We start from the raw sequence: 23,865 nt of genomic DNA, 5'->3' as shown, positions 1-23,865 counted from the left end.
ATCGCCGGGACGACCGGCAGCGCCGCCCGGGCACCGTTCGTCGTCTCGTTCCTAAGGATATCCATGGCAACCAATCCAACCTCGCCGGCCTCCGTCATGGGGGCCGGTTCCGTCTTGAGCACCGTATCCGGACCATCCAACGCCAATCCGCCCGATAGCCTCGGCGGCGCCAGCCCGCAGGAGGACGCGCTGATCGAGAAAGTGGCCGGCGGCCAGCAGACCGCCGCTGCCCTGCCGTATAACGCCAACAAGGCCGGCGAGCACGGCGACGCCGCGCGCACGCCGCAGCCGGGCCGGACCTGCCCGGTGCCGCACCCGGTGGCCACCGCCAGCACCGCCGGCGAAACCAACGCTTCGCCCAAGACCGGCAGCGGCGTGCCGCCGCTGGGCGTGTGCCCGGCCGGCCACCTGGACCGCGTGCGCGCCGACGGCAGCGAACAGCGCCTGACCACCAACCAGGGCGTGCCGGTGGCCGACAACCAGAATTCGCTGAAGGTTGGCCTGCGCGGCCCGACCGCGATGGAAGACTTCATCCTGCGCGAAAAGCTGACCCACTTCGACCACGAACGCATCCCCGAGCGCGTGGTGCACGCGCGCGGCTCGGCCGCCCACGGCTACTTCGAAGCCTACGAGGACCTGAGCGCCATCACCCGCGCCGCGCCGTTCGCGGCGGCCGGCAAGCGCACGCCGGTGTTCGTGCGCTTCTCCACCGTGGCCGGCGAGCGCGGCTCGGCCGACACCGTGCGCGACGTGCGCGGCTTCGCCGTCAAGTTCTACACCGACGAGGGCAACTGGGACCTGGTCGGCAACAATATGCCGGTGTTCTTCATCCAGGACGCGATGAAGTTCCCGGACCTGGTGCACGCGGTCAAGCCGGAACCGCACCACGCCATGCCGCAGGCCTCCAGCGCGCACGACACCTTCTGGGACTTCGTCTCGCTGATGCCGGAATCGACCCACATGCTGATGTGGCAGATGTCCGACCGCGCCATTCCGCGCAGCTACCGCACCATGCAGGGCTTCGGCGTGCACACCTTCCGCCTGGTGAACGCGCAGGGCGAGTCGGTGTTCGTCAAGTTCCACTGGAACCCGCTGCCGGGCACGCACTCGCTGGTGTGGGACGAGGCCGCCAAGATCGTCGGCGCCGATCCCGACTTCCACCGCCGCGACCTGTGGGAAGCGATCGAGGCCGGCGCCTTCCCGGAATGGGAACTGGGGCTGCAGATCTTCACCGAGGAACAGGCCGCGTCGTTCCCGTTCGACGTGCTGGACCCGACCAAAATCGTGCCGGAGGAACTGGTGCCGCTGCGCGTGGTCGGCAAGATGACCCTGAACCGCAACCCGGACAACTTCTTCGCCGAGACCGAGCAGGTGGCGTTCTGCACCGCCCACATCGTGCCTGGCATCGACTTCACCAACGACCCGCTGCTGCAGGGCCGCATCCACTCCTACCTGGACACGCAGATCAGCCGCCTGGGCGGCCCCAACTTCCACGAGATCCCGGTCAACGCGCCGCTGGCGCCGGTGCACAACAACCAGCGCGACGGCATGCACCGCCAGGCTATCCACCGCGGCCGCGTCGCCTACGAGCCCAATTCGCTGGGCGGCGGCTGCCCGTTCCAGGCCGGCATGGCCGGCTTCACCACCACCTTCCGCCAGCAGCCGCAGCCGCCGGAGGACAAGGTGCGCGGCAAGCCCGAACTGTTCGCCGAACACTACGCGCAGGCGCGCCTGTTCTGGATCAGCCAGACGCCGGCCGAGCAGGCCCACATCGTCAACGCCTTCCGCTTTGAACTGACGCGCGTGCAGACGCCGGCGGTGCGGGTGCGGCTGGTGTCGATGCTGGCCAACGTCGACCCGATCCTGGCCGAGGGCGTGGCGCAGGGCCTGGGCATCGAGGTGCCGGCGCCGATGCCGCTGGCGATCGACGGCCCGTCGCCGCACTACGAGCCGTCGCCGGCGCTGTCGCTGCTGGCGCGGCCGGGCGTGACCGGGCCGCAGGCGCGCAAGGTGGCAATCCTGGCCGGCCACGGCGTTGACGCCGCCAGCCTGAAGGCCGTCTACGCCGACCTGCTGGCGGCTGGCGCCGTGCCGCGCGTGGTGGCGCCGCAACTGGGGCAACTGGCGGCCGCCGATGGCAGCCGGATCGACATCGAGATCTCGCTGGAAGCCGGCCCGTCGGTGCTGTATGACGCGGTGATCGTGGCCGACGGCGCCGCCAGCGCGGCCATGCTGGCCGGCGACGCCGACGCCCGCGAATTCGTGCGCCAGCAGTACCGCCACTGCAAGCCGCTGCTGGCGCTGGGCGACGGCAAACAACTGCTGGACGCGGCCGGCATCCCGCCGGCGCTGGCCGACGGCGCGCCCGATCCAGCCCTGTGGCAGGTTGACGCCGGCGCGCTGGACGCGGCGCTGACGGCCTTCAAACAGGCGCTCGCCAGCCACCGCGATTTCCATCGCGAACGCGACGCCGCCCCGCTGTAAACATCTCCTATACCAACGAAGTGTTTAACAATGACGAGCATAGTGATATGCTCGTCATTGATGCTATTCGTCATCTCCCTCAAAAGATAGAATCAGGACACCTGACGCATGGACGTTTACGCCCCACAGACCTGGCAGCCGCACGAGCGCCCGACCTTACCCGGATCGCCGTCCAATCCGAACCATTCCCTTTCCAAGCGCGTCGCCTTCCTGGTGGTCGGCTTCATCGTCGCCATCACCGGCGGGCTGGGTAACGCGCTGGTGTCGGTCAACCTGCCGTACCTGCAAGGCTCGCTGGGCGTGTTCAGCACCGAGATCCAGTGGCTGCCGGCCGCCTACGTGATGACCAATGTGACGATGAACCTGCTGCTGGTGAAATTCCGCCAGCAGTTCGGCCTGCGCCTGTTCACCGAGCTGTTCCTGGTGCTGTACGCGGCGGTCACGGTGGCCCACCTGTTCGTCCACGGCCTCGGCTCGGCCATCGCGGTGCGCGCCGCGCACGGCATGAGCGGCGCCGCGCTGACCACGCTGGGCCTGTATTACACCTTGCAAGCCTTCCCGGCCCAGCACCGGCTGAAGGGCGCGGTCCTGGGCATCGGCTTCTCGCAGCTGGCGATTCCGATGGCGCGGCTGTTCTCGTCGGACCTGCTGGAAATCGCCGAATGGCGCGGCCTGTACTTCTTCGAGCTGGGGCTGGCGCTGGTGTCGCTGGCCTGCGTGCTGTGCCTCAAGCTGCCGCCGGGCGACCGCATCAAGGTGTTCGAGAAAATGGACTTCCTCACCTTCGGCCTGTTCGCGCCCGGCGTGGCGCTGTTGTCGGCGGTGCTGGCACTGGGGCGCGCCGTGTGGTGGCTGGAGGCACCGTGGCTGGGCTACGCGCTGGCCGGCGCCATCGTGCTGATCCTGGCGGCGCTGGCGGTCGAGCACAACCGCGCGCGGCCGCTGCTCAACACGCGCTGGCTCAGCAACGGCAACATGGCGCGGCTGGCGCTGTCGGTGCTGCTGATCCGCGTGGTGCAGTCCGAGGCCAGCGGCACGGTCGGCTTCCTGCAGGCGCTGGGCCTGAACAACGACCAGATGCTGACGCTGTGGTGGGTGGTGATGGCCGGCTCGGTGGCCGGGCTGCTGGCCAGCGCGTGGTACATCGCGCCGGCGCGCATTCCCGGCCAGCTGCTGTTCGCGCTGGCGGTGATGGCGCTGGGCGCCTACCTGGACTCCGACTCCACCAATCTGACGCGGCCGCAGGACCTGTACGTGTCGCAGTTCCTGCTGGGCTTTGGCGGCGCGCTGTTTGTCGGCCCCACCTTCATCTCCGGCTTTGGCGCGGTGATTGCCGCGCCCAACAACCTGGTCAGCTTCTCGGTGATGTTCTCGATCACGCAGACGCTGGGCAGCATCCTGGGCACGGCGCTGACCACCACCTTCCAGGTGTGGCGCGAGAAGTACCACTCCAGCGTGCTGGTCGAGCACCTGACGCTGCTCGATCCGCAGGTGGCGGCGCGCATCCAGGCCGGCGGCGCGCAAGGGCTGGCGTCGCTGAGCGCGGCCGCCACGCGCGAAGCCAACATCCTGGCCTATAACGATGTTTTCCTCGGTATTACCCTGCTGGCGCTGCTGACCATGGCGTGGCTGCTGATCCGCTACCTGTGGACCGCCTGCGTGGCCTGCCAGCCGAAGTCGGCGCACAACGCCCAGACCGGCATGGCCAATGTCTCCCTCAACAACTCCGGATCCCGCTGAACCCATGGCTAACGACACTCCAAACAACGCTCCGAACAACGCTTCCTCGTCCGACAGCCGGGTGGCAGCGGTGGCCGCCGCCGCCGCCGCGGCAGCCGTCGCCGCGGCCGCGCCCAGCGCGCCGGCGCCGGACCGGCGCGGGCAGATCATCTCCGCCATCCTGTTCGCGCTGGTGGCGCTGGTCGGCGTGCTGGTGGTGCTGTACGCGTGGCGGCTGCCGCCGTTCACCAGCGCCATCGTCTCCACCGAGAACGCGCTGGTGCGCGGCCAGGTGACGCTGATCGGCACCCAGTTGCCGGGCTACGTGGTCGACGTCAAGGTGCAGGACTTCCAGTACGTGAAGCAGGGCGAGTTGCTGGCGCAGATCGACGACCGCATCTACCAGCAGCGCTACGAGCAGGCGGTGGCGCAACTGGCGGCGCAGAAGGCGGCGCTGGAAAACTGGGTCCAGGCGCGCCGCGCGGCCGAAGCCAGCGTGGCGCTGAACCAGGCCACGCTGGCCAACGCCCAGGCGCAGGCGGCCAAATCGGTGGCCGATTTGCGGCGCGTGAACGCGCTGGCGGAGGACGGCTCGCTGTCGCTGCGCGAACAGGACGCCTCGCGCGCCGCCGGCGCCCAGACCTCGGCGGCGGTGGCGCAGGCGCGCGCCAGCCTGGACATCGCCAAGCAGCAGGTGCTGACGGTGACCGTCAACAAGCAGTCGCTGGAAGCGGCGGTGGCCAATGCCGAGGCGGCGCTGAAGGCCGCCAAGGTCGACCTGGACAACACCCGCATCACGGCGCCGGAGGACGGCCAACTGGGCCAGGTCACGGTGCGCAAGGGCGCCTACGTCAACACCGGCGCACAGTTGATGGGCCTGGTGCCCAAGCAGCTGTGGGTGATCGCCAACCTGAAAGAGACGCAGATGAACGGCGTGCAGGTCGGCCAGCCGGCCACCTTCAAGGTCGACGCGCTGGACGGCGCGCAGCTGACCGGCGTGGTGGAGCGGATCTCGCCGGCCACCGGCTCGGAATTCAGCGTGCTGCCGGCCGACAACGCCACCGGCAACTTCGTCAAGATCGCCCAGCGCATCCCGGTGCGCATCCGCATCGACCAGGGCCAGGCCAACGCGCGCCGGCTGGCGCCCGGCATGTCGGTCATTGTCAGCATCGACACCTCGGTCAAGGTCCGCGACGGAGCCAAACCATGACCGGGGTCAGTGCCGACATTCGGACATTTGTTGCCGCGCGGCGCGGCGTGGCCGCCGCCGTGACGGTGGCCGTGGCGGCGATGCTGGCCGGTTGCGCGGCGACCGTCGCGCCGCCGCCGCCATCGACGTTGCAGGTGCCCAGCGCCTGGCGCACGGCGGTGCAGCAGCAGGGCAGCGGGCCGGTGGCGCGGCAGTGGTGGCAGAGCTTTGGCGACCCGGCGCTGACCGCGCTGGTGGAAAAAGCGCTGCAGAACAACGGCGACCTGCGCGTGGCGCGCGCCCGCGTGGCGCAGTACCGCGCGCTGGTGGGCGTGGCCGAAGCCGGGCAGAAGGCCAACGTCTCGGTGGACAGCACGCCGACCCGCACGCGCCAGCTGGCGTGGAACGGCGTGCCGTACGTGACCAACGTCTACCAGGCCGAATTCCAGGCCAGTTACGAAATCGACGCCTGGGGCAGGCTGTCGGCGCTGACCGACGCCGCCACCGCCACCTATCAGGCCGAGCAGGCCAACGCCGACGCGGTGGCGTTGTCGATCGCCGCCACCGTGGCCTCGGGCTACCTGAACCTGCGCGGGCTGGATGCGCAACTGGCGCTGACCGAGGCCACGCTCAAGCTGCGCGAGGAATCGGCCAACCTGGCCAAGCGCCAGTTCGAGGTCGGCTACAGCTCGCGGCTGGAGTGGCTGCAGGCGCAAGCCGAATACCAGACCACCGCCGAAACCGTGCCGCAGCTGAAGCGGCAGATCTTCGAGCAGGAGAACGCACTGTCCATCCTCACCGGTGGCAATCCCGGCCCGGTGGCGCGCGGCGTCGAGCTGGCCGATCTGCAGGCGCCGCCAGTGCCGGAAGGGCTGCCGTCCGAGCTGTTGCGCCGCCGTCCCGACATCGCCCGCGCCGAGTACAACCTGGTGGCGGTCAACGCCAACCTGCAGGCGACGCGCGACCAGCTGCTGCCGTCGTTCAAGCTGACGGCGGCCGGCGGCGTGCAAAACCTCAAGTGGCACGATTTGCTGAACGCGCCGACCGCGCTGTGGCACCTGACCGCCGCCGTGGCCGCGCCGGTGTTCGACGGTGGCCGGGTGCAGGCGCAGACTGACTCGGTGGCGGCGCAGCGCGATCAGGCGGTGTATGCGTATGAGAGCGCGGTGCGGTCGGCGTTTTCGGAAACCGAGAATGGCCTGGGCGCGATTGTGCGCCTGCGCGAACAGGCGGTGCAGAACGACGCCCGCCGCGCCACGGCGGCCGAGACGCTGCGCATCGCGCATAACCGTTATCGCAACGGCTATGCGTCTTACCTGGAAGAGCTGGATGCGCAACGCACGCTGTACAGCGCGGATGTGGGGCGCTTGCAGCTGAAGACCCGGATGCTGGTGGCGTCGGTCGACCTGTACCGCGTGATGGGCGGCGGTTGGCGCTGACTTTGACGCCGCACCTCGCACGCCGGGGTCTGTCCCGGTACGGGGACAGACCCCATCGGACTGGGGGTTATGTTGCGGCGATGCAGAGTTCTGCGGTGAAGATGCCGGTGGCCGGGTCCATCGCGTAGTCCGCCGGGTAGCGTTCGAAGCACGGGCCGTCGGCCACCTTGCCCTCCGCTGACAACTGGCCGAAGAATTCGGCCCAGGCTTTCGACACATCCGCCCCCGTGCCCTTGAACCGGGCCACGGCGTAACGGCCGGCTGGCAGGTGTGCTTCCTTGGCCGGCGGCTGGATCGCATACTCCGCCGGCACTTCCACGCAGGCGTCGTAACGGCACTCGGCCGCCGGCGTGGTGGACGGATCATCCTGCGCCACGCCATACGTCACCTTGCCGGTCAAATGGAACGCCTGCTGCCACGGCGTGAATACTTCCTTCCAGAACTCGCCCACGCCAGGGCCGAACGGCCCCTTGTAACGCAGGTAGGCGACACGGACCTCAGGCAGTTCTTTTATCTCGTAGTGCATGCACGTCTCCATTCTGAACGGCCGGCTGGCGGCGCAGCTTGCGCATCATGCGCTGCAGCCAGTGTTCAAAGTCGTCGACGTAGGTGAACACCGCGGGCACCACCAGCAAGCTCAAAAGCGTTGAGGTAATCAGGCCGCCAATCACGGTGATGGCCATCGGCGAGCGGAAGCTCGGGTCGGCGCCCCAGCCCAGGGCCAGCGGCATCATGCCCGCGCCCATGGCGATGGTGGTCATCAGGATCGGACGGCTACGTTTGTGGCAGGCATCGACCAGCGCTTCGAAACGCCCCATGCCGGCCTGGCGCGCCAGAATAGCATAGTCCACCAGCAGGATTGAATTTTTCGTCACGATCCCCATCAGCATGATCAGGCCGATCATCGACGGCATCGACAGCGCGCTGCGCGTGATCAGCAGCGCCACGAAGGCGCCGCCGATCGACAGCGGCAGCGCCGCCAGAATCGTCGCCGGCTGCATGAAGTCCTTGAACAGCAGCACCAGCACGCAGTAGATGCACAACACGCCGATCAGCATGGCGATGCCGAAGCTGGCGAACAGCGACGCCATCTCCTGGGTATCGCCCAGTTCCGCGATCTTGACCGACGGCGGCAGGTTTTTCAGCGAGGGCAGCGCGCGCGCCTCGGTGTTGACCTCACCCAGCGCGCGCTTGCCCAGCTCCACTTCCAGCGTGACGTTGCGGCTGCGGTTCAGGCGATTGATCTGCGCCGGGCCGCTTTCCATGCTGATGTCGGCCACGGTGGCCAGCAGCACCGGGCCGTTCTTGCCCGGCACCGTCAGGCGGCCGATGGCGTCCAGGTCGGCGCGCACCGCGTCCGGCAGCTTGACGCGGATCGGCACCTGGCGTTCCGGCAGGTTCATCTTGGTCAGGTCGGTGTCGTAGTCGCCGGCGGTGGCCACGCGCACGGTCTGGCCGATCGAGGCGGCCGTCACGCCCAGGTCCGCCGCCTTGGCGAAGTCCGGCTTGACGATGATCTCCGGCCGCACCAGCGAGGCGGTCGAGCGCACATTGCCCACGCCTTTGAGCGTGCGCAGTTCGCGCTCCGCCTTTTGCGCGGCCTCCTTCAGCGCCACCGGGTCTTCGCTGCGCAGCACCAGCTGCATCTTGACGCCGTTGTCCGGCGGCCCGACCTTGAAGCGGGCGCCGGGAATGGCATCCAGCTTGTGGCGGATTTCCGCTTCCAGGTCGGCCATCGATTCCTTGCGGTCGGTGCGGTGCGCGGTGGTCAGCGTCAGCACGGCGCTGCGCGCTTCGGCTGCCGCGCCGGGGGCGAAGGCATCGCCGCTGGAGCCGCCGCCGATGGAGCTGAACACCGATTTGATGCCCTTGACCTGCATTGCCGCCTGGCGCGCGCGTTCGGCCACCACACTGGTTTCCGCCAGCGTGGACCCCGGCGGCAATTCGAGGTTGATCTGGGTTTGCGCGCGGTCGGCGGCCGGCACGAAGCCGGTCGGCAGCAGGCCGGTAAGCATGATCGACGCGATGAAGAACACGCCGGCCGCCAGCGCGGTGACCAGCCGGTGCTGCAGGCACCACTTCATCACGCGCATGTAGCGCGACATCAGCCAGCCGTCCTTTTCCTCGCGGTGCGCGGTTGGCTTGAGCAGGTAGGCGGCCATCATGGGCGTCAACAGACGCGCCACCACCAGCGACGCCAGCACCGCAATCACGGCGGTCCAGCCGAACTGCTTGAAGAACAGGCCGGGAATGCCGCTCATGAAGGCCGTCGGCAGGAACACCGCCACCAACGCGAAGGTGGTGGCGATGACCGCCATGCCGATTTCGTCGGCCGCTTCCAGCGCGGCTTCCATCGGCGTTTTGCCCATGCGCAGGTGGCGTTCGATGTTTTCGATTTCGACGATGGCGTCGTCCACCAGCACGCCCACCACCAGGGCCAGCGACAGCAGCGTGACGGTGTTGAGCGTGTAGCCGAACAGGTAGATGCCGAGGAAGGCCGGCAGCACCGACAGCGGCAGCGCGGCGGCGGCCACCACGGTGGCGCGCCAGTCACGCAGGAACCACCACACCACCAGCACCGCGAGGATGGCGCCTTCGTACAGCAGCTCCATCGAGCCGTCGAAGTTCTCCTGGACCGGGTGGGCGTTGTCGATCACCTGTGTCAGTTCGACGCGCGGATTGTTCTTCTGTAGTTCGGCTATGGCGGCGCGCACGCCGCTGGCCACCGCCGTTTCGCTGGCGCCCTTGGTGCGGAAGACTTCAAAGCCCACCACGGGTTTGCCGTCCTGCAGCGCGATGGCGCGCTGCTCTGCCACGCTGTCGGTGACGGTGGCCACCTGGTCGAGGCGCACGCGGCGGCCGTCCGGCAGCGGCAGTTCCATCGCCGCCAGTTCGGCCGCCGTCGCGACGGTGCCGATGGTGCGCACCGATTGCTCGGCGCCGCTGACGTCGCCGCGCCCGCCCGGCGCTTCCTTCTGCACCTGGTGCAGCTGGCGCGACACGTCCAGCGCCGACACGCGCAGCGCGGCCATGCGGGCCTCGTCCAGTTCGACGCGGATCTCGCGGCTGGCGCCGCCGACGCGCTTGATCGAGCCCACGCCGGGCACCGACAGCAGGCGCTTGGACACCGTGTTGTCGACAAACCAGCTCAGTTCCTGCGCGTCGAGTGGTTCGCCGGGACCGGCGGCAGCGGCGGCGGTGAACGTCTGCACCACGCGGCCGGCGGTGGTGGCCTTGGTGACGGTCGGGTCGCGCAGCTCGGCCGGCATGTCGGCTTTGACCCGGGCCACCGCGTCGCGCACGTCGTTGACGGCGTCGGAGATGTTTTTCTCCAGGATGAATTCCACTGCGATGGTGGCCACGCCATCGAGCACGGTGGTGTGGATGTTCTTGACGCCTTGCAGCGTGGCGATCGAGTCTTCCATCTTGCGTGCGACTTCGGTTTCCAGCTGCGCCGGTGCGCTGCCGTCCAGCGTGGCGGTGACGGTGACGATGGGCAGCTCGATGTCCGGGAAGTCCTGCACCGGATTGGCCTTGTAGGCCATGAAGCCGGCCAGCGACAGCAGGGCGAACAGCATGATCGCCGGAATCGGGTTCCGGATCGAGAGGGCGGAAAAGTTCATGGCGGTCCTTAGCTGGCAACGACGCTGACCAGGTCACCGTCGTTGAGGAAGCCGGCGCCGCGCACGACGATCTGGGCATCCGGTTTGAGGCCGCCCAGCACTTCGATGCGGTCGCCGAGGCGGCGGCCCGGTTGCACTTTCACTTGCGTGACGTGCTTGTCGGCGTTGAGGCGGAACACGAAGCTGAAACCGTCGCGCACGACGATGGCCTGCTGCGGCACGGTCATGGCGTCCGATGCGCCTAGCTGGAACTGGCCGCTGGCGAACATGCCGGCCTTGAACGGCGCGTCTTTGCTGCCAGCGCTTTGCGGCAGGTCGACGTAGACCAGCGCCGAGCGGGTTTGCGGATCGACCGTGGGCGCGACCATGCGCACCTTGCCCGTGACTTCGCTGCCGTTGGCGGCTTTGACTATCGCGTTGACGCCCGGCTTGAGGTGGCGCAGGTCGGCGGCCACCACTTCGGCGCGCCATTCGAGGCGGCCCTGGCGGATCATGCGGAACAGTTCCGTGCCGGCGTTGGAGACTGCGCCGACGGTGGCGCTGCGGGCCGAGATGATGCCGCTGTCCGGCGCCACCACCTTGGTGTACTTGAGGCGCAGCTGCTGGCTCGCCAGCGCGGCCTTGGCGGAGGCGATGCGGGCGTTGGCGGTCTGTTCGGCGGTGTTGTACTGGCTGATCTGCTGGGCGCTCAGGGCGCCGGAGTTTTGCAGCGTGCGGGCGCGGGCGGCGTTGGCGGCGGCGTCGGCGGCATTGGCTTCGGCTTCGTGGACGGCGGCTTGCGCTTGCGCGAGATCGGCGTTGACGGTGTCGGCGGAGAACACGGCCAGCACTTCGCCGGCCTTGACGACGTCGCCGACGTTGACGCGCACTTCGGTCAGCCGCAGGCCGCTCGATTCGCTGGAAACGCTGGCTTCCTGCCACGCGGCGACGTTGCCGTTGGCGGCCAGCTTGATCGGCAGGCTGGCGGCGCTGGGCTGGGTGACGGTGACGGTTAGCGCCGGTTTCGCGGTGTCGGCTTGTTTGTCGTCGGCGGCTTCGGAGTAGGCGGCGATGCCGGCGGCTGCCACCGCAAAGGCGGCCGCCAGGATGTAGGCGAGTGGTTTCAGTGTGGTTTTCATGGTGAGCGGGGCAAGTTAGTGGGCGGCGCTGGCGAGGGCGGGCGCGAGTGCAGCAGCAGAGGTGGCGGGTGCGGCAGTTGCGGCGGCGGGCGCGAAGCCGCCGCCGGCGGCGCGGTAGAGGGCAACCCAGGCGGCGCTGCGTTCGCGCTGCAGGTTGATCACCGTTTGTTCGGCGGCCAGGCGCGTGCGGCGCGCGTCTTCGAGTTCGAACAGGCTGGCCATGCCGTTCTTGTAGCGCTCATCGACGGCGGCGTAGTTGGCGCGGTACCCTTCCAGCGCGGTCTGGGCGTCGCCGGCGCGGGAGGCGGTGCTGTCCAGGTTGACCAGCGCCTGTTCGACTTCGCTGACCGCCTGGCGCACCGTGGCGCGGTAGCTGACCACGGCCGTTTCGTAGCGCGCGCTGGCCGCGTCGACGTTGGCGCGGCGGCGGCCGGCGTCGAACAGCGGCAGCGACAGCGCGACCGGGCCGATGGTCCAGGTGTCGGTTCTGGTGTTGTCGCCGGCGGCGCGGAAGTTGGCCACGCCCACCGAGCCGGACAAGGTGAGGCGCGGATAGCGCTGCGCCTGTGCGTTGCCGACGTCCGCGCTGGCGGCGGCCACTTCGCGCTCCGCCGTGAACACGTCCGGGCGCTGGCTCAGGGTGCGCGCGGGCAGTTCGCCGATCGCCATGGCCGGCGCGGAGAAGGACGCATAGGCAGCCTCCGCACCGCCCGCACCGGCGCTGGCGGCGCGTACCGACGCTGCCAGCTTGCCGCGCAGTTCAGGCTCGGGTATCGCGGTCAGCGCCGACAGCACCTTGACATCCACGTCGCACGTCGCGCGCTGGGCGATGTAGCGGCTGTTGCCATCGGCGGCGCTGGCGCGAGCCAGCGACAGGCTGGCGGGCGACTGGAAGCCCGCGCTGGCGCTCAGCTCCGTCAGCCGCGCCGTATCGGCCCGCGACACCGCGTCCTGCCGCGCCACCGTCATCAACTGTTCGCAGGCGCGCAGGCCGTAGTACTGGTTCGCCACCTCGGCGGCGACGGACACGCGCGCATCATGCCAGCCGGCGTGCGCGCTTTCCAGGCGCGCCTGCGCCGCGTCGCGCGCCGCCCGGTTGGCGCCAAACAGGTCGATCTCCCAGGAGGCGTTCAACGCCAGTTGCGAGGTCGTCCCCATCGGCAGCGCCGATTGCTGGTTGGAGCGATTGGCGCTGGCTGCAGCATCCACGTTCGGCGCCAGCACGGCGCCAGCGGCCACGCGCTCGGCGCGCGACTGCGCAATGCGCGAGGCCGCCGACGCCACCGTCGGGCTGACCGCCTGCGCGGACTCGATCAGCTGCACCAGCAGGCCATCCGCCTGGCCGCGCCACCACGCGGCGAGATCGGCCTGGCTGCCGTTGTGCGGCAAGGGCGCCTGCCACTGCTGGGGCGCCAGCGGATCCACCCGCGTCGCCGGTCCCTGCACCGCGCAGGCGCTCAGCGTCGCCGCGACGGCCACCGCCATCGCGCGTAAAAAGACTCTCATGCTTTCCCTTGTTGAAGTAGTTTGGTTTTTTCCGCTGCCACCAGCGCCTCGGCATACACCACCAGGTGCCCCGCCCAGTCGGCGATGGCCTCGGGCGACGCCATCATGTGCGGCGTGATCTGCGCCACCACGTCGCGGGCGATCAGCATCTGCACGCACATGGCGCCGATCGCATAGCCCAGCCGGTGCACGTCGTCGGTCGGCTGCGACAGGCCCAGATGGCGGCACAACACCGCCACCAGCGCCATGTGCTCCGGCTTGATGTTGGTCTCGATCTCGCGCTGCCACATGCCGGTGGGTTCCAGCATCTCGCGGTAGAACATCCGCAGCAGCACATCGGCGTCGGCCCCGGCCAGCAGCGGTGCGATCATCTGCCGGTAGTAGCCGTGCAGCGATTCGCGCAGCGTGAAATGCGGCTGGTCGAACAGCGCGATGTTGTCGTCGACCGGCTTGCAGATGGCCGTGAAGCAGGCCTGGTACAAGCCGGCCTTGTCGCCGAAGTAGTAGCTGATGGCCGCCACGTTGGCGCCGGCCGCCTGTGCGATCTCGCGGGTTGAGGTCTTGGAGAAGCCCTGTTCGCCGAACAGGCGCATGGCCGCCGTCAGCAGGCGTTCGCGCGACTGTTCACCGTCCGACCGTGTCTTGCGGGCGTCGTCGGCGGGCTGGCTGGTATCGGCTTGAGTAGGTTGGGTAGGTTTGGCGTTCATGGACGGCATTACATCACACAATTTAAACAAATGATATAACTAAATCGTTTGTTTAACTTATTGCCGCAACGGCTGTTGCGAGGATGTAGACGTTAGCCGTCTGAAAATATTGCAGGCGCACAGGCAAAAAAAAACCCGCGGCTACTCGGCGCGGGTTGAATTCCAATGTTCAGCGAACGTATTGGAGGAGACAGTTCAAACTATACCCCTCTTTATGTTGCACTGCAATACCGTAGAACTACGTTGTTATTATAGTCATCTTTTGTAATGGTTAAACGATTACTGCGCGCTCACCGCGCCGTCACTTCGCCGGCAGCGCCAGCGTGAAAGTGCTGCCGTGGCCGAAGTCGCTCTTGAAGAACAGCGAGCCGCCGATCAGGTTGGCCAGATTCTGGCACAGGTACAGGCCCAGGCCGGCGCCTTCGGCATGCCGCGTCGAGGTCGAGTCCAGCTGCGAGAAGGCCTGGAACAGTTTGGCCTGGTCCTCCTCGCGGATGCCGGCGCCGCTGTCGGCCACCGAAAATTCGATCATGCTGTTCTGGCCGTTCTCGCCCGGCCGCTCGCTCAGCGTCACCCGCACCACGCCGGCCTCGGTGAACTTGATGGCGTTGTTGCCGAGGTTGAGCAAGATCTGCGTCAGCGCCCGGCGGTCGGTTTCCAGCACGATGGCCGGATCGGCCAGATCGATCTCCAGCGCGAGGTTTTTTTGCAGTGCGAGAGGGCGCAGCGTGTCCACCACGTCGCGCACCACGTCCTGGCACAGCACCGTTTCCAGCTCCAGCGTGACCTTGCCGGCTTCGATCTTGGCCACGTCCAGAATGTCGTTGATCAGCGAGAGCAGGTGGCGCGCGCTGGTGCGGATGGTGTTGAGCTGCTTGTCCTGCTCCGGCGTCAGCGGGCCGGGCAGCTTCATCAGCAGGGCGCCGGTGAAGCCGATGATGGCGTTCAGCGGCGTGCGCAGCTCGTGCGACATGTTGGCAATGAACGCCGACTTCATGCGACTCGCTTCCGCCAGCTCCAGGTTCTTCAGCGCGATCTCGCGGTTGATGGTTTCCAGCTCGCCGGCGTGGTGCGCCAGCCGCATATTGAGCTCGATCACCTGGCGCTCGCGCGCCTGCAGCTCGCTGTTGACCTGCACCGCCTGCTCGTAGGTGGAGATTAACAGGTCGAGGATCTGCTGGCGGTCGGCGTTGATGAAGTGCTTTTGCTCGCCCAGGTACAGGGCGATGCCGATCTCCATGTTCTGGTTCTTGCGCAGCTTCTGGTTCATCAGCATGTGGCCGATGCGGTTGAGCAGATAGTCCTCCGCGTACGGCTTGCGGATGAAGTTATCGGCGCCGCACTCGATGCCGCGGATGATGTCCTTGGGGTCCATCAGCGAGGTGACCAGGATCACCGGGATGTCGCGCAGTTCCGGGTCGGCCTTGATGGCGCGGCACAGCGCGTAGCCGTCCATCTCCGGCATGACGATGTCCGACAGCACCAGGTGCGGCTTGCGTTCGCGGATGGCCTCCAGCGCCAGGCGGCCGTTGGGCGCCACGCGGGCGTTGTAGCGCATCGACTGGATCAGCCGGCGCAGACGCTCGGCCTGGGTGGGGCTGTCCTCGACGATCAGTACTTCAACTTCATCGGGCTGTATTTCGTAGCTGGTGTCCACAGACCACCCTCCTGGTGCGTAGTTGGTTGGCAAACTATAGCGGATTACCCCCTCAAGGGGAAGTTTCCTGCCCCTGGAATGCGCCGGCGCGCCAGGTCAGCACCAGCGTGTCCCGATGGCCGTGTTGCGCCAGCGGCTGGATCGGTGTGGATTCATGGATGACAGTCGCATCATCCAGCAACAGCATGGTCCACGGCGCGGTCATGGTGAAGCGCTTGCCGTTGGGGCCATCGGCCTCGAACACGCGCGTTTCGCCGCCCTTGATGCCGTCGCGGGCGATCAGGATGACCGCGACGAAATCGACGCCGTCGCGGTGCGCGCCCTCCGGCGTCGGCCGGCCGATGCCGTCGGTGGTGTCGATGCGGAACTGGTGCGCCTCAACATACCACGGCGCGCTGGTGCGGCGCGCCGCGCTGCACAGCTGGCCGATGGCGGCGATCAGCGCCGGCCAGGCCGGCTGCGCCACGGTGGCCGGCTGCACCGGCGCGAACAGGCGGTGCATGCCGCCGTGCAGGGCGTTGTATTCGAGCGGCTGCCAGTGGGCGCGGTGCGGCGTCTGCGTCAGCTGGCCGCCGTCCTGCACGAAGCAGGAATGGCGGCGGCGCCGGTAGCGGCCGCCGTCCTTCAGGTATTGGTCCGGTTCCAGCGCGTCCCAGCTGGGAATCAGCGCATCCAGCGCGGCCAGCGGCAGGCCGGCCAGCGTGGCCACGTCCTCCGGCTGCAGCAGCGCGTAGCCGTCCTGGCGCAGGGCCGTCACGGCGTCCGCCAGCGGCGTGTACAGGGGTGTCGTCATGGCGCTCAACCGGCGGAGGCCATCAGGCTGGAACGCAATTCGTCCAGCTGCTGTTTCATGCCGACCACCTGGTCCAGCGTGCATTGCGTGGCTTGCAAAATCGACGGCGGCAGCTTGGCCGCCTCGTGGCGCAACGCGTCGCCGTGCGGCGTCAGCTTGATGATGACCTGGCGCTCGTCGCTGGCGGCGCGGGTGCGGGTGATCAGCTCGGCCGCCTCCATGCGCTTGAGCAGCGGCGTCAGCGTGGCCGAGTCGAGGAACAGGCGTTCGCCGACCTCCGACACGGTCAGTTCGTTTTTCTCCCACAGCACCATCATCACGAGGTACTGGGAGTAGGTCAGCCCCAGGCCGCGCAGCAGCTTGCGATACAGCTTGCTCATCGCCAGTGAGGTTGAGTACAGGGCGAAGCACAGCTGTTGGTCCAGTTGCGGCACGCCGGAGGTGGGGGTGGTTTGCGTATCCATGTTCCCAGTATAGGTAGTGCACTATATAATTGCAAGCTCGACGGGGAAAAATAGTTTTGGCCGGCAATTCCGCTCGGTTATGATGGTGGTAAGAACACTCGGGGAGCAGCGGCGCATGAATGTCAAAAAGGCCATCGTACTCATCGTGGATGAAGCGACGGACAACCTGATCCAGATGAACGGCATGCTGGAGGATCAGTACGAAGTCCGGCTGGCCAACAGCGGCCGCGCGGCGCTGGACATCATGCAGCACGTGCCGCGCCCGCACCTGGTGGTGGTGGACGCCGAACTGCCGGACGTGGACGGCTACAGCGTCTGCCAGCAGCTCAAGTCCAGCCCCGACACCGCCGACATCCCTGTCATTTTCCTGCAACGCGCGCCGGACGAGCAGCGCGCGCTGGACGCCTGCGCGGCCGACGTGGTGTCCAAGCCGGTGGTGGCCAGCGTGCTGCGCGCGCGCATCGACACCCACCTGCAGCTGCGCCACTCGCGCGAGCTGCTCAAGCAGCAGCGCAATCTGCTGGAGCACGTGGTGGAGGAGGTGACGCTGGAACTGAGCCAGATGCTGGACGCGATGATCTGGGCGCTGGCGTCGCTGGCCGAAACGCGCGAGTACGAAACCGCCAACCACCTGCGCCGCGTGCAGCACTACGTGGCGGCGCTGGCGCGCCAGCTGCGCCAGCACAAGCGCTTCGAGGAGGAACTGAGCGAGGCCAACATCAAGGCCCTGTTCAAGGCGGCGCCGCTGCACGACATCGGCAAGGTGGCTATCCCGGACGCCATCCTGCTCAAGCCCGACCGCCTGACCGACGAAGAGTTCGAGATCATGAAGCAGCACACCGTGTACGGCCGCGACGCCATCGCCAACGTTGAGAACACGCTGGGCTACACCAACACCTTCCTGCGCTACGCGCGCGAAATCGCCTACTCGCACCAGGAGAAGTACGACGGCTCGGGCTATCCGCAGGGGCTGGCGGGCGACGCCATCCCGATGGCGGCGCGCCTGATGGCGGTGGCCGACGTGTACGACGCGCTGATTTCCAAGCGCGTCTACAAGCCGGCCTTCACCCACGAGACGGCGATGGAGATGATACGCCAGGGCAGCGGCGAGCATTTCGATCCGGACGTGGTCGACGCCATGCTGACGGTGGAGGAGGAGTTCATGGCCATCGCCAACCGTTACAGCGATTCCGCCGCCTGAATCATGCGCGGGCGCGGCTACCTGGCGTTCTTTGTCGGGATCTGCCTGACTGCGTGGACCTGCTACTTCGTGATGGAGGAGCAGCAGAAGCAGCAAATCCGCGCCGGCTTCCAGCGCGACACCGAAAAGGTGGCGCGCGACCTGCAGAACCGGCTGCAGATCTACTTCGACACGCTGCACAGCATGAAGGGCGTGTACGCGGTCAACGACCAGATCGACCGCCTGCGTTTCAACCGCTTCGTCAATGAGCTGAAGATCGACCAGCGCTATCCCGGCTACCAGGCCTTGCAGTTTGTGCGCGTGGTGCCGGAGGCGGAACTGCCGGCGTTTGTGGAGCAGGTCCGGTGCGACACTTCGCTGGCGCCGCGGGGCTATCCGGATTTTCACGTGCACCCGGCCACGCGCCGTCCGCTGCATTACATCATCGAATACACCGAGCCGCTGAAAGGCAACGAGAACGCCTTCGGCCTCGATCTGTCGGCGCTGCCGCCGCACCTGAAGGCGCTGGAGCTGGGGCGCGACAGCGGCGACATCGTCGCCACCGAGCGCATCACGCTGGTGCAGGACGCCAGCGGCGAGCCGGGCTTCGTGGCGCGCGCGCCGGTGTACCGCAACGGCGTGCCGCTGGACACCACGGCGCAGCGGCGCGCGGCGCTGGAAGGCTTCGTGGCCGTGGTGTTCCGCGTCAACGCGCTGATGCGCGAGTTGCTCGACCCGGCGCTGCTGGAGCACCTGCACGTGCGCATCGAGGACGGCGGCTTCCAGCAGGGGAAACCGCCGCCGGCCGGCATCGATACGCTGCTGTACGACAGCGACGGCAAGGTCGAGTCGCACCAGGAGCGCGGCGAGAACGTGCCGGGGCTGACCGCGCAGACGGTGCTGCCGGTGGCGCAGCGCCACTGGATCGTCAAGTTCGAGGGCCGTTCCGGCGCGCGCTACGGCCGCTCGCAGCTGCCGGTGCTGTTGATCGGCATGGCGGGCGTGATCATCAGCGCGCTGATCGCCGCGCTGATGGTGGCCAACCGGCGCGAGTCGGATGCCCGCCAGGGACTGGAATTCAGCCTCAAGGAACTGGAGCTGCAGAAGCAGCACGCCGAGCATGCGCGCAACGACCTGTCGCGCGTGGTGGCCACGCTGAAGCAGGCGCAGACCAATCTGCAGACGTCGGAGAAGATGGCGTCGCTGGGGGCGCTGGTGGCCGGCGTGGCGCACGAGCTGAATACGCCGATCGGCAACAGCCTGCTGACCGCCACCGCGCTGGCCGACATGGTGCGCGACTTCGAGCGCCGCCTGCGCGAGGACGGCGGCCTGAAACGCTCGGCGCTGGACGCGCACCTGGCCGACGCCCGCAAGGCCTGCGACATCATGGCGCATTCGCTGACGCGGGCGGCCGATCTGATCACCTCATTCAAGCAGGTGGCGGTGGACCAGGCCAGCGGCCAGCGGCGCCGCTTCCGCCTGGACGAGGTGCTGCACGATACGCTGGCCACCTACGCGGCGCAGCTGCGGCGCGCCTCCTGCGCGGTGACGGTGGACGTGCCGGCCGACCTGGTGTTCGATTCGTATCCGGGCAGCTTGAGCCAGGTGCTGAGTAACCTGATCGGCAACGCGCTGCTGCACGGCTTCGATGGCCGCGAGAGCGGCGTGCTGGCGATCAGCGCGCGGCGCGAGGGCAAGGATCTGGTGGCGCTGCAGCTGAAGGACAACGGCATCGGCATGACCGACGTGGTGCTGCACAAGATCTTCGATCCCTTCTTCACCACCAAGATGGGGCAGGGCGGTTCCGGCCTGGGGATGAATATCGTTTATAACATTGTGACCGGCGTGCTGAAAGGGACCATCCGCGTGGAGTCGGTGCCGGCAGGCGGCACCAGCGTGCTGCTGGTGCTGCCGTTGTCGCCGGCGCCGGAAGAGGAGACGCTTCAGGCGTAGCGCTGGCGCAGCAGCTGCAGCATCGCCACGTTGAGCTCCCACGCGTTGGACACTTCCTGCTGCGTGTAGGGCAGGGTTTGGGTGTACGGCACCGGGCCGAATTCCGGCGTCAGCGTCATGCGCTCGGCGCCGGCGGCGCGGCGCAGGCGGATCACCTCGTCCCACCACGACAGGTGCGCCTGCAAGGCCGCCTGCGATTCCGGCGCGCGGAAGTCGGCCACCTGCGGCCCTTGCGCGTGGCCCACGCGGGCGTGGATGTGGCGCACGTGCGGCAGGGTTGCGGCCAGCGTCTCCGGCTGGTCTTCCAGCAGCGACTCGCAGGCGCAGCACCAGTGCGACAGGTCGGCGGTCAGCTGCAGCTGCGGCATCTGCTTCAGGTAGGGCAGCAGCAGCATCGGATGGCCGCTGAAGCGGCTGCGGTGGATCTCGTGGACGATCGGCACGCCGTGCTGGCGCGAGATGTCGGCCGCCAGTTCCAGCAGCTCGCTGTTCTGCTCCGTCGTGAAGTAGTCCTTGCCCGTGTGCGAGTTGACGTGCAGCGGCCTGGCGGCGCAGGCGTTGTGCAGCAGTTCGGCCAGCGCTTGCTTGTGCGGTGCGAAGGTCGGGTGGAACACCGTCTCCCATTGGGCGACGATGAGGCCCAGGCCGGCGTCGGCGATCTGACGGGTCCAGTCGTCACGCGCGGTGGCGTCCAGCGGCAGCGACATCTCGATGCCGTCGAAACCGGCCGCCTTGACGCGCTCGATGAACACCGGCGCCGGCAGCTCGTTGTTGCCCCAGTGGGCGGCGAAAATTTCGATCCGCATTACAGGAAACCTCGCACCGGCAGCTTGTCGTCGCGCTGGATCCAGTTTTGCGGCGAGTAGCGGGTGGCGCCGTCGGTCACGTGCAGCGTGTAGGCGTGGCGCGACACCGGCGAGCGGTTCGGCGCGCTGTAGTGCGGCAGCAGGCCGTGGAAGCATACCAGGCTGCCGGCCTTGCATTCCAGCGGCACGGCGGTGCTGTTGTCCGGCCATGGCATATCGCTCAGTTTTTCCATGCGCACGTGGTCGCCGTTGCGCAGGAAGCGTTCGCGCATCGGGCCGCGATGGCCGCCCGGTTCGGCCCACATGCAGCCGTTGTCCAGCGTGGCGTCTTCCAGCGCGAACCAGAAGGTGGTGACGCTGACCGGATCGGTGTCGAAGTAGGTGGCGTCCTGGTGCCAGCGCACCTCGCCGCCGATGCCCGGCTGCTTGAAGATGTACATCGACTGCCAGACCCGGGGATCGCTCAGGCCCAGTTCCCGCGCCAGTTCTTCCAGGCGGGCGTCGGCGGTGAAGGCGCGGAAGGCCGGGTCCAGGTCGTGCATGGCGTGGCCGATCTTGTTGATCGACAGTTCCTTGGCCTGTTTCAGTTGGCCGTCCGGGCCGAAGGCTTCCTCTTCGAAGAAGCAGCGGATGGTGTTGTCGGAGCCGAGGAAGTAATCGTCGGTGGTCTTTTCCTGCTCGATGGTGCTGAAGATGCCGGATTGCGCGCTCGGGTCGAAATCGTTGACAATCTGGCCGGCGCGGGCGCGCAGCGTGGCGATTTCCCCGGCACTCTTGAAACCGGGGATAACGATGAACCCATCGCGTTGATATTGTTGTTTTTGTGCTTCTGTCAGCATGTCTGGCTCCATGGCGGAAAGTCGATGCATGGCATTTTACGGCGACCGGCGGGGCGTCACAATCGGTAAAAGGTTGACACATTGTCGCTGAAGTGGCGACAATCGACGCATGGACCAGTTACGGGCGATGGAAATATTTGTCGAGGTGGCAAGGCTGCGCAGCTTCAGCGAGGCCGGCCGTCGCCTGGGGCTGACGCGCGCCATGGTCAGCAAGCACATCCTGCAACTGGAAGACAAGCTTGGCGCGCGGCTGCTGCACCGCTCGACGCGCGAAGTGAGCCTGACCGACGTCGGCCAGGCCTACCTGGCGCCGTGCATGGCGACGGTGGCACAGGCGCGGGAAGCGGCGCGGGTGGTGGCGCAGGCCGGCGACGAGCTGGCCGGGCCGCTGCGCATCCAGGCGCCGTCCAGCTTCGGCAGCGAATGGCTGGCCGGCGCGCTGGCGCGGTTCGCGCTGCTGCACCCGGCGCTGGAGCCGATGCTGTTCGTCGACGACGCGCTGCTCGACCCGATCGAACACGGCTTCGACCTGACCATCCGCGTGGGCGGCATTCCGGACGTGCATGCGCTGGCGATGCGGCCGCTGGCGCCGTGCCGCGGCGTGCTGTGCGCGTCGCCGTCGTACCTCGCGCGGCACGGCGTGCCGGCCACGCCGCAGGATTTGCTGCAGCACCGCTGCCTGCACTTCAGCCATCTGACCGACGGCACGCAATGGCACTTCGCGCGCGGCGACCAACAGCAATCGGTGCGCGTGCCGGCCGCCTTCACCGCCAACAATGGCCTGGTGCTGCAGCAGGCGGCGCAGCAGGGGCTGGGCATCGTCTACAACACCACCTTCCTCGCCTGGCGCAGCCTGCTGGAAGGCACACTGGTGCCGGTGCTGGGCGACTGGGAACTGCCGCTCAACCATCTGAGCGCGCTGTACCCCGCCAGCCGCCAGCCATCCCCCAAAGTGCGCGCGCTGATCGACTTCCTGGTCGCCGAATACCACCCCGTGCCGCCGTGGGACCGCGAACTGCAAGCCTCCGGCCTCTTAAACGGCGGGGTCAAAACGGCGGGGTCAGGTCCAACATTTAGACACGAGCTGATGCGTATTAATGTTGAGTGCGTGTCCGAACATAAACGGCGGGGTCAGGTCCAACATTTAGACACGAGCTGATGCGTATTAACGTTGAGCGGTGAACGGCGGGGTCAGGTCCAACATTTAGACACGAGCTGATGCGTATTAACGTTGAGCGGTGAACGGCGGGGTCAGGTCCAACATTTAGACACGAGCTGATGCGTATTAACGTTGAGTGCGTGTCCGAATGTCGGCACTGACCCTGTTGTGCGTTGTGGCGGGGTTAGATGCCCAGGCCGCCGGCGATGTTGAGCGAACGGCGGGGTCAGGTCCAACATTTAGACACGAGCTGATGCGTATTAACGTTGAGTGCGTGTCCGAATGTCGGCACTGACCCCGGTGTGGCGGGGTTAGATGCCCAGGCCGCCGGCGATGTTGAGGGTTTCGCCGGTGATGTAGCCGCCATGCGGTCCGGCCAGGAAGCAGACGACTTCCGACACCTCTTCCAGCGTGGCGAAACGGCGGATCGGGTGCATGTTCAGGAACGTCTCCATCTCCGGCAGCTCGCCGGCCACTTCCTTGTTCATGTCGGTCGGCATGGCGCCTGGCTGTACCACGTTGACCGTGATGTTGCGGGCGCCGAGGTCGCGCGCGATGCCGCGGGCGTAGCCGACCAGCGCCGTTTTGGTGCCGGCGTAATCGGCCACGCCTTTGAACGGCACGTAGGCGCCCAGCAGCGAACCGATGAAGATGATGCGGCCGCCATCCGTCAGGCGCGGTGCCGCCGCGCGCGTGTTGGCGATCGAACCCATCACGTTGACCTGCCACTGGCGGTTGAACTTGTCTTCGTCCAGCGCCGGATCATCCACCAGCGTGCCCTGGATGGCGATGCCGGCGTTGTTGACCAGGATATCGAGCTTGCCGAATTCCGCGAACACGGCGTCGATCAGCGGCCGGGCGGAACCGGGCTGGGCCTGATCGCTGTGGATGGCAATGGCGCGCGCGCCCATGGCCCTCAGTTTTTCCACCACGGCGTGCGCCTTGTCGGCCGACGCGGCGTAGCTGATGGCGACCTCGGCGCCATGCGCGGCGAACGCTTCCGCCATGGCCGCGCCCAGGCCGCGCGAGCCGCCCGTGATCAGTACTGTTTTACCCTTCAATGATTGCGACATGGATTTCCCCTGCAAGCGACTGGCCGGCATTGCGCCGGGGATCGGCACATTTCATAACGACCAGTACGGTAACGAACGTTATCTTATCCGCCGAGCGTCCGTCAAGGGTAAAATAACGATCAGTACGATATTTTGACGCGGCGCGCCCGGTGCTTT

At 67.4% G+C, this 23,865-nt stretch carries 18 protein-coding genes; 7 read left to right on the top strand and 11 right to left on the bottom strand.

What is annotated here, in order from left to right; genetic code table 11:
* Positions 1-63: 63 nt before the first annotated feature.
* The 4 genes from FHW58_RS13935 (at position 64) to FHW58_RS13920 (ending at position 6,831) form a co-directional block, all read left to right on the top strand.
* The gene (locus FHW58_RS13935) at positions 64-2,484 is read left to right on the top strand and encodes a catalase (protein ID WP_179673737.1); all 2,421 of its coding nucleotides are present in this window, start codon (positions 64-66) and stop codon (positions 2,482-2,484) included.
* A gap of 108 nt (positions 2,485-2,592) precedes the next feature.
* Complete coding sequence (locus FHW58_RS13930; protein WP_179673736.1) at positions 2,593-4,224, top strand: MFS transporter; 1,632 nt, start codon at positions 2,593-2,595, stop codon at positions 4,222-4,224.
* A 4-nt stretch (positions 4,225-4,228) separates the two neighbouring features.
* Positions 4,229-5,413: an HlyD family secretion protein gene (locus FHW58_RS13925; RefSeq protein ID WP_179673735.1), complete on the top strand. Its 1,185-nt coding sequence runs from the start codon at positions 4,229-4,231 to the stop codon at positions 5,411-5,413.
* Entirely contained in the window at positions 5,410-6,831 is a 1,422-nt protein-coding gene (locus FHW58_RS13920; RefSeq protein WP_179673734.1) for an efflux transporter outer membrane subunit, read from the top strand. Before FHW58_RS13925 ends, FHW58_RS13920 begins: the two co-directional genes overlap by 4 nt.
* A 67-nt stretch (positions 6,832-6,898) precedes the next feature.
* On the opposite strand, the gene FHW58_RS13915 is transcribed toward FHW58_RS13920, so the two are convergent.
* The 8 genes from FHW58_RS13915 to FHW58_RS13880 all read right to left on the bottom strand — a co-directional run bounded on the left by FHW58_RS13915 (position 6,899) and on the right by FHW58_RS13880 (position 16,699).
* Entirely contained in the window at positions 6,899-7,357 is a 459-nt protein-coding gene (locus FHW58_RS13915) for a GyrI-like domain-containing protein (protein ID WP_179673733.1), read from the bottom strand.
* Positions 7,329-10,454 (bottom strand): efflux RND transporter permease subunit, encoded by a 3,126-nt coding sequence (locus FHW58_RS13910; protein ID WP_179673732.1) that lies wholly within the window; start codon positions 10,452-10,454, stop codon positions 7,329-7,331. Before FHW58_RS13910 ends, FHW58_RS13915 begins: the two co-directional genes overlap by 29 nt.
* 8 nt (positions 10,455-10,462) lie before the next feature.
* The gene (locus tag FHW58_RS13905) at positions 10,463-11,572 is read right to left on the bottom strand and encodes an efflux RND transporter periplasmic adaptor subunit (protein ID WP_179673731.1); all 1,110 of its coding nucleotides are present in this window, start codon (positions 11,570-11,572) and stop codon (positions 10,463-10,465) included.
* Positions 11,573-11,587: 15 nt separating this feature from the next.
* Positions 11,588-13,078, bottom strand: a complete 1,491-nt coding sequence (locus FHW58_RS13900) for an efflux transporter outer membrane subunit (RefSeq protein WP_229265320.1) — start codon at positions 13,076-13,078, stop codon at positions 11,588-11,590.
* The gene (locus FHW58_RS13895; RefSeq protein ID WP_179673730.1) at positions 13,075-13,785 is read right to left on the bottom strand and encodes a CerR family C-terminal domain-containing protein; all 711 of its coding nucleotides are present in this window, start codon (positions 13,783-13,785) and stop codon (positions 13,075-13,077) included. Before FHW58_RS13895 ends, FHW58_RS13900 begins: the two co-directional genes overlap by 4 nt.
* Positions 13,786-14,086: 301 nt before the next feature.
* A complete protein-coding gene (locus FHW58_RS13890; RefSeq protein WP_179673729.1) occupies positions 14,087-15,442 on the bottom strand; it encodes a response regulator in 1,356 nt (451 codons plus the stop codon).
* Positions 15,443-15,494: 52 nt separating this feature from the next.
* The gene (locus FHW58_RS13885) at positions 15,495-16,235 is read right to left on the bottom strand and encodes a 2OG-Fe dioxygenase family protein (RefSeq protein WP_179673728.1); all 741 of its coding nucleotides are present in this window, start codon (positions 16,233-16,235) and stop codon (positions 15,495-15,497) included.
* Between the two features lie 5 nt (positions 16,236-16,240).
* On the bottom strand, positions 16,241-16,699 hold the full coding sequence (locus FHW58_RS13880) for a MarR family winged helix-turn-helix transcriptional regulator (RefSeq protein ID WP_179673727.1): 459 nt from the start codon (positions 16,697-16,699) through the stop codon (positions 16,241-16,243).
* Positions 16,700-16,814: 115 nt separating this feature from the next.
* Between FHW58_RS13880 and FHW58_RS13875 the strand changes: the two genes are divergently transcribed.
* Both FHW58_RS13875 and FHW58_RS13870 read left to right on the top strand, forming a co-directional pair.
* On the top strand, positions 16,815-17,900 hold the full coding sequence (locus FHW58_RS13875) for an HD-GYP domain-containing protein (RefSeq protein ID WP_179673726.1): 1,086 nt from the start codon (positions 16,815-16,817) through the stop codon (positions 17,898-17,900).
* A 3-nt stretch (positions 17,901-17,903) separates the two neighbouring features.
* Complete coding sequence (locus tag FHW58_RS13870; RefSeq protein ID WP_218892761.1) at positions 17,904-19,832, top strand: CHASE domain-containing protein; 1,929 nt, start codon at positions 17,904-17,906, stop codon at positions 19,830-19,832.
* Here FHW58_RS13870 and FHW58_RS13865 read toward each other — a convergent pair.
* Positions 19,823-20,638: a sugar phosphate isomerase/epimerase gene (locus FHW58_RS13865; protein WP_179673725.1), complete on the bottom strand. Its 816-nt coding sequence runs from the start codon at positions 20,636-20,638 to the stop codon at positions 19,823-19,825. The genes FHW58_RS13870 and FHW58_RS13865 overlap by 10 nt on opposite strands.
* Positions 20,638-21,477, bottom strand: a complete 840-nt coding sequence (locus tag FHW58_RS13860; RefSeq protein ID WP_179673724.1) for a phytanoyl-CoA dioxygenase family protein — start codon at positions 21,475-21,477, stop codon at positions 20,638-20,640. Before FHW58_RS13860 ends, FHW58_RS13865 begins: the two co-directional genes overlap by 1 nt.
* A 109-nt stretch (positions 21,478-21,586) precedes the next feature.
* Here FHW58_RS13860 and FHW58_RS13855 point away from each other — a divergent pair, with 109 nt between their 5' ends.
* Positions 21,587-22,636: a LysR family transcriptional regulator gene (locus FHW58_RS13855; RefSeq protein ID WP_229265319.1), complete on the top strand. Its 1,050-nt coding sequence runs from the start codon at positions 21,587-21,589 to the stop codon at positions 22,634-22,636.
* A 311-nt stretch (positions 22,637-22,947) separates the two neighbouring features.
* Here FHW58_RS13855 and FHW58_RS13850 read toward each other — a convergent pair whose 3' ends face one another.
* Positions 22,948-23,709, bottom strand: a complete 762-nt coding sequence (locus tag FHW58_RS13850; protein WP_179673723.1) for an SDR family NAD(P)-dependent oxidoreductase — start codon at positions 23,707-23,709, stop codon at positions 22,948-22,950.
* Between the last annotated feature and the right edge of the window lie 156 nt (positions 23,710-23,865).

It is taken from the genome of Duganella sp. 1224, from assembly GCF_013408245.1.
GTDB lineage: Bacteria > Pseudomonadota > Gammaproteobacteria > Burkholderiales > Burkholderiaceae_D > Rugamonas.
The sequence above is the reverse complement of the archived record's forward strand: the minus strand, read 5'-3'. Positions and strand labels throughout refer to the sequence as shown.

Excerpts from the sequence above, each read along its gene's own strand:
- FHW58_RS13935 (WP_179673737.1), top strand. The coding sequence starts at position 64 with ATGGCAACCAATCCAACCTCGCCGGCCTCCGTCATGGGGGCCGGTTCC.
- FHW58_RS13930 (WP_179673736.1), top strand. The coding sequence starts at position 2,593 with ATGGACGTTTACGCCCCACAGACCTGGCAGCCGCACGAGCGCCCGACC.
- FHW58_RS13925 (WP_179673735.1), top strand. The coding sequence starts at position 4,229 with ATGGCTAACGACACTCCAAACAACGCTCCGAACAACGCTTCCTCGTCC.
- FHW58_RS13920 (WP_179673734.1), top strand. The coding sequence starts at position 5,410 with ATGACCGGGGTCAGTGCCGACATTCGGACATTTGTTGCCGCGCGGCGC.
- FHW58_RS13915 (WP_179673733.1), bottom strand. The coding sequence starts at position 7,357 with ATGCACTACGAGATAAAAGAACTGCCTGAGGTCCGTGTCGCCTACCTG.
- FHW58_RS13910 (WP_179673732.1), bottom strand. The coding sequence starts at position 10,454 with ATGAACTTTTCCGCCCTCTCGATCCGGAACCCGATTCCGGCGATCATG.
- FHW58_RS13905 (WP_179673731.1), bottom strand. The coding sequence starts at position 11,572 with ATGAAAACCACACTGAAACCACTCGCCTACATCCTGGCGGCCGCCTTT.
- FHW58_RS13900 (WP_229265320.1), bottom strand. The coding sequence starts at position 13,078 with ATGAGAGTCTTTTTACGCGCGATGGCGGTGGCCGTCGCGGCGACGCTG.
- FHW58_RS13895 (WP_179673730.1), bottom strand. The coding sequence starts at position 13,785 with ATGAACGCCAAACCTACCCAACCTACTCAAGCCGATACCAGCCAGCCC.
- FHW58_RS13885 (WP_179673728.1), bottom strand. The coding sequence starts at position 16,235 with ATGACGACACCCCTGTACACGCCGCTGGCGGACGCCGTGACGGCCCTG.
- FHW58_RS13880 (WP_179673727.1), bottom strand. The coding sequence starts at position 16,699 with ATGGATACGCAAACCACCCCCACCTCCGGCGTGCCGCAACTGGACCAA.
- FHW58_RS13875 (WP_179673726.1), top strand. The coding sequence starts at position 16,815 with ATGAATGTCAAAAAGGCCATCGTACTCATCGTGGATGAAGCGACGGAC.
- FHW58_RS13870 (WP_218892761.1), top strand. The coding sequence starts at position 17,904 with ATGCGCGGGCGCGGCTACCTGGCGTTCTTTGTCGGGATCTGCCTGACT.
- FHW58_RS13865 (WP_179673725.1), bottom strand. The coding sequence starts at position 20,638 with ATGCGGATCGAAATTTTCGCCGCCCACTGGGGCAACAACGAGCTGCCG.
- FHW58_RS13860 (WP_179673724.1), bottom strand. The coding sequence starts at position 21,477 with ATGCTGACAGAAGCACAAAAACAACAATATCAACGCGATGGGTTCATC.
- FHW58_RS13855 (WP_229265319.1), top strand. The coding sequence starts at position 21,587 with ATGGACCAGTTACGGGCGATGGAAATATTTGTCGAGGTGGCAAGGCTG.
- FHW58_RS13850 (WP_179673723.1), bottom strand. The coding sequence starts at position 23,709 with ATGTCGCAATCATTGAAGGGTAAAACAGTACTGATCACGGGCGGCTCG.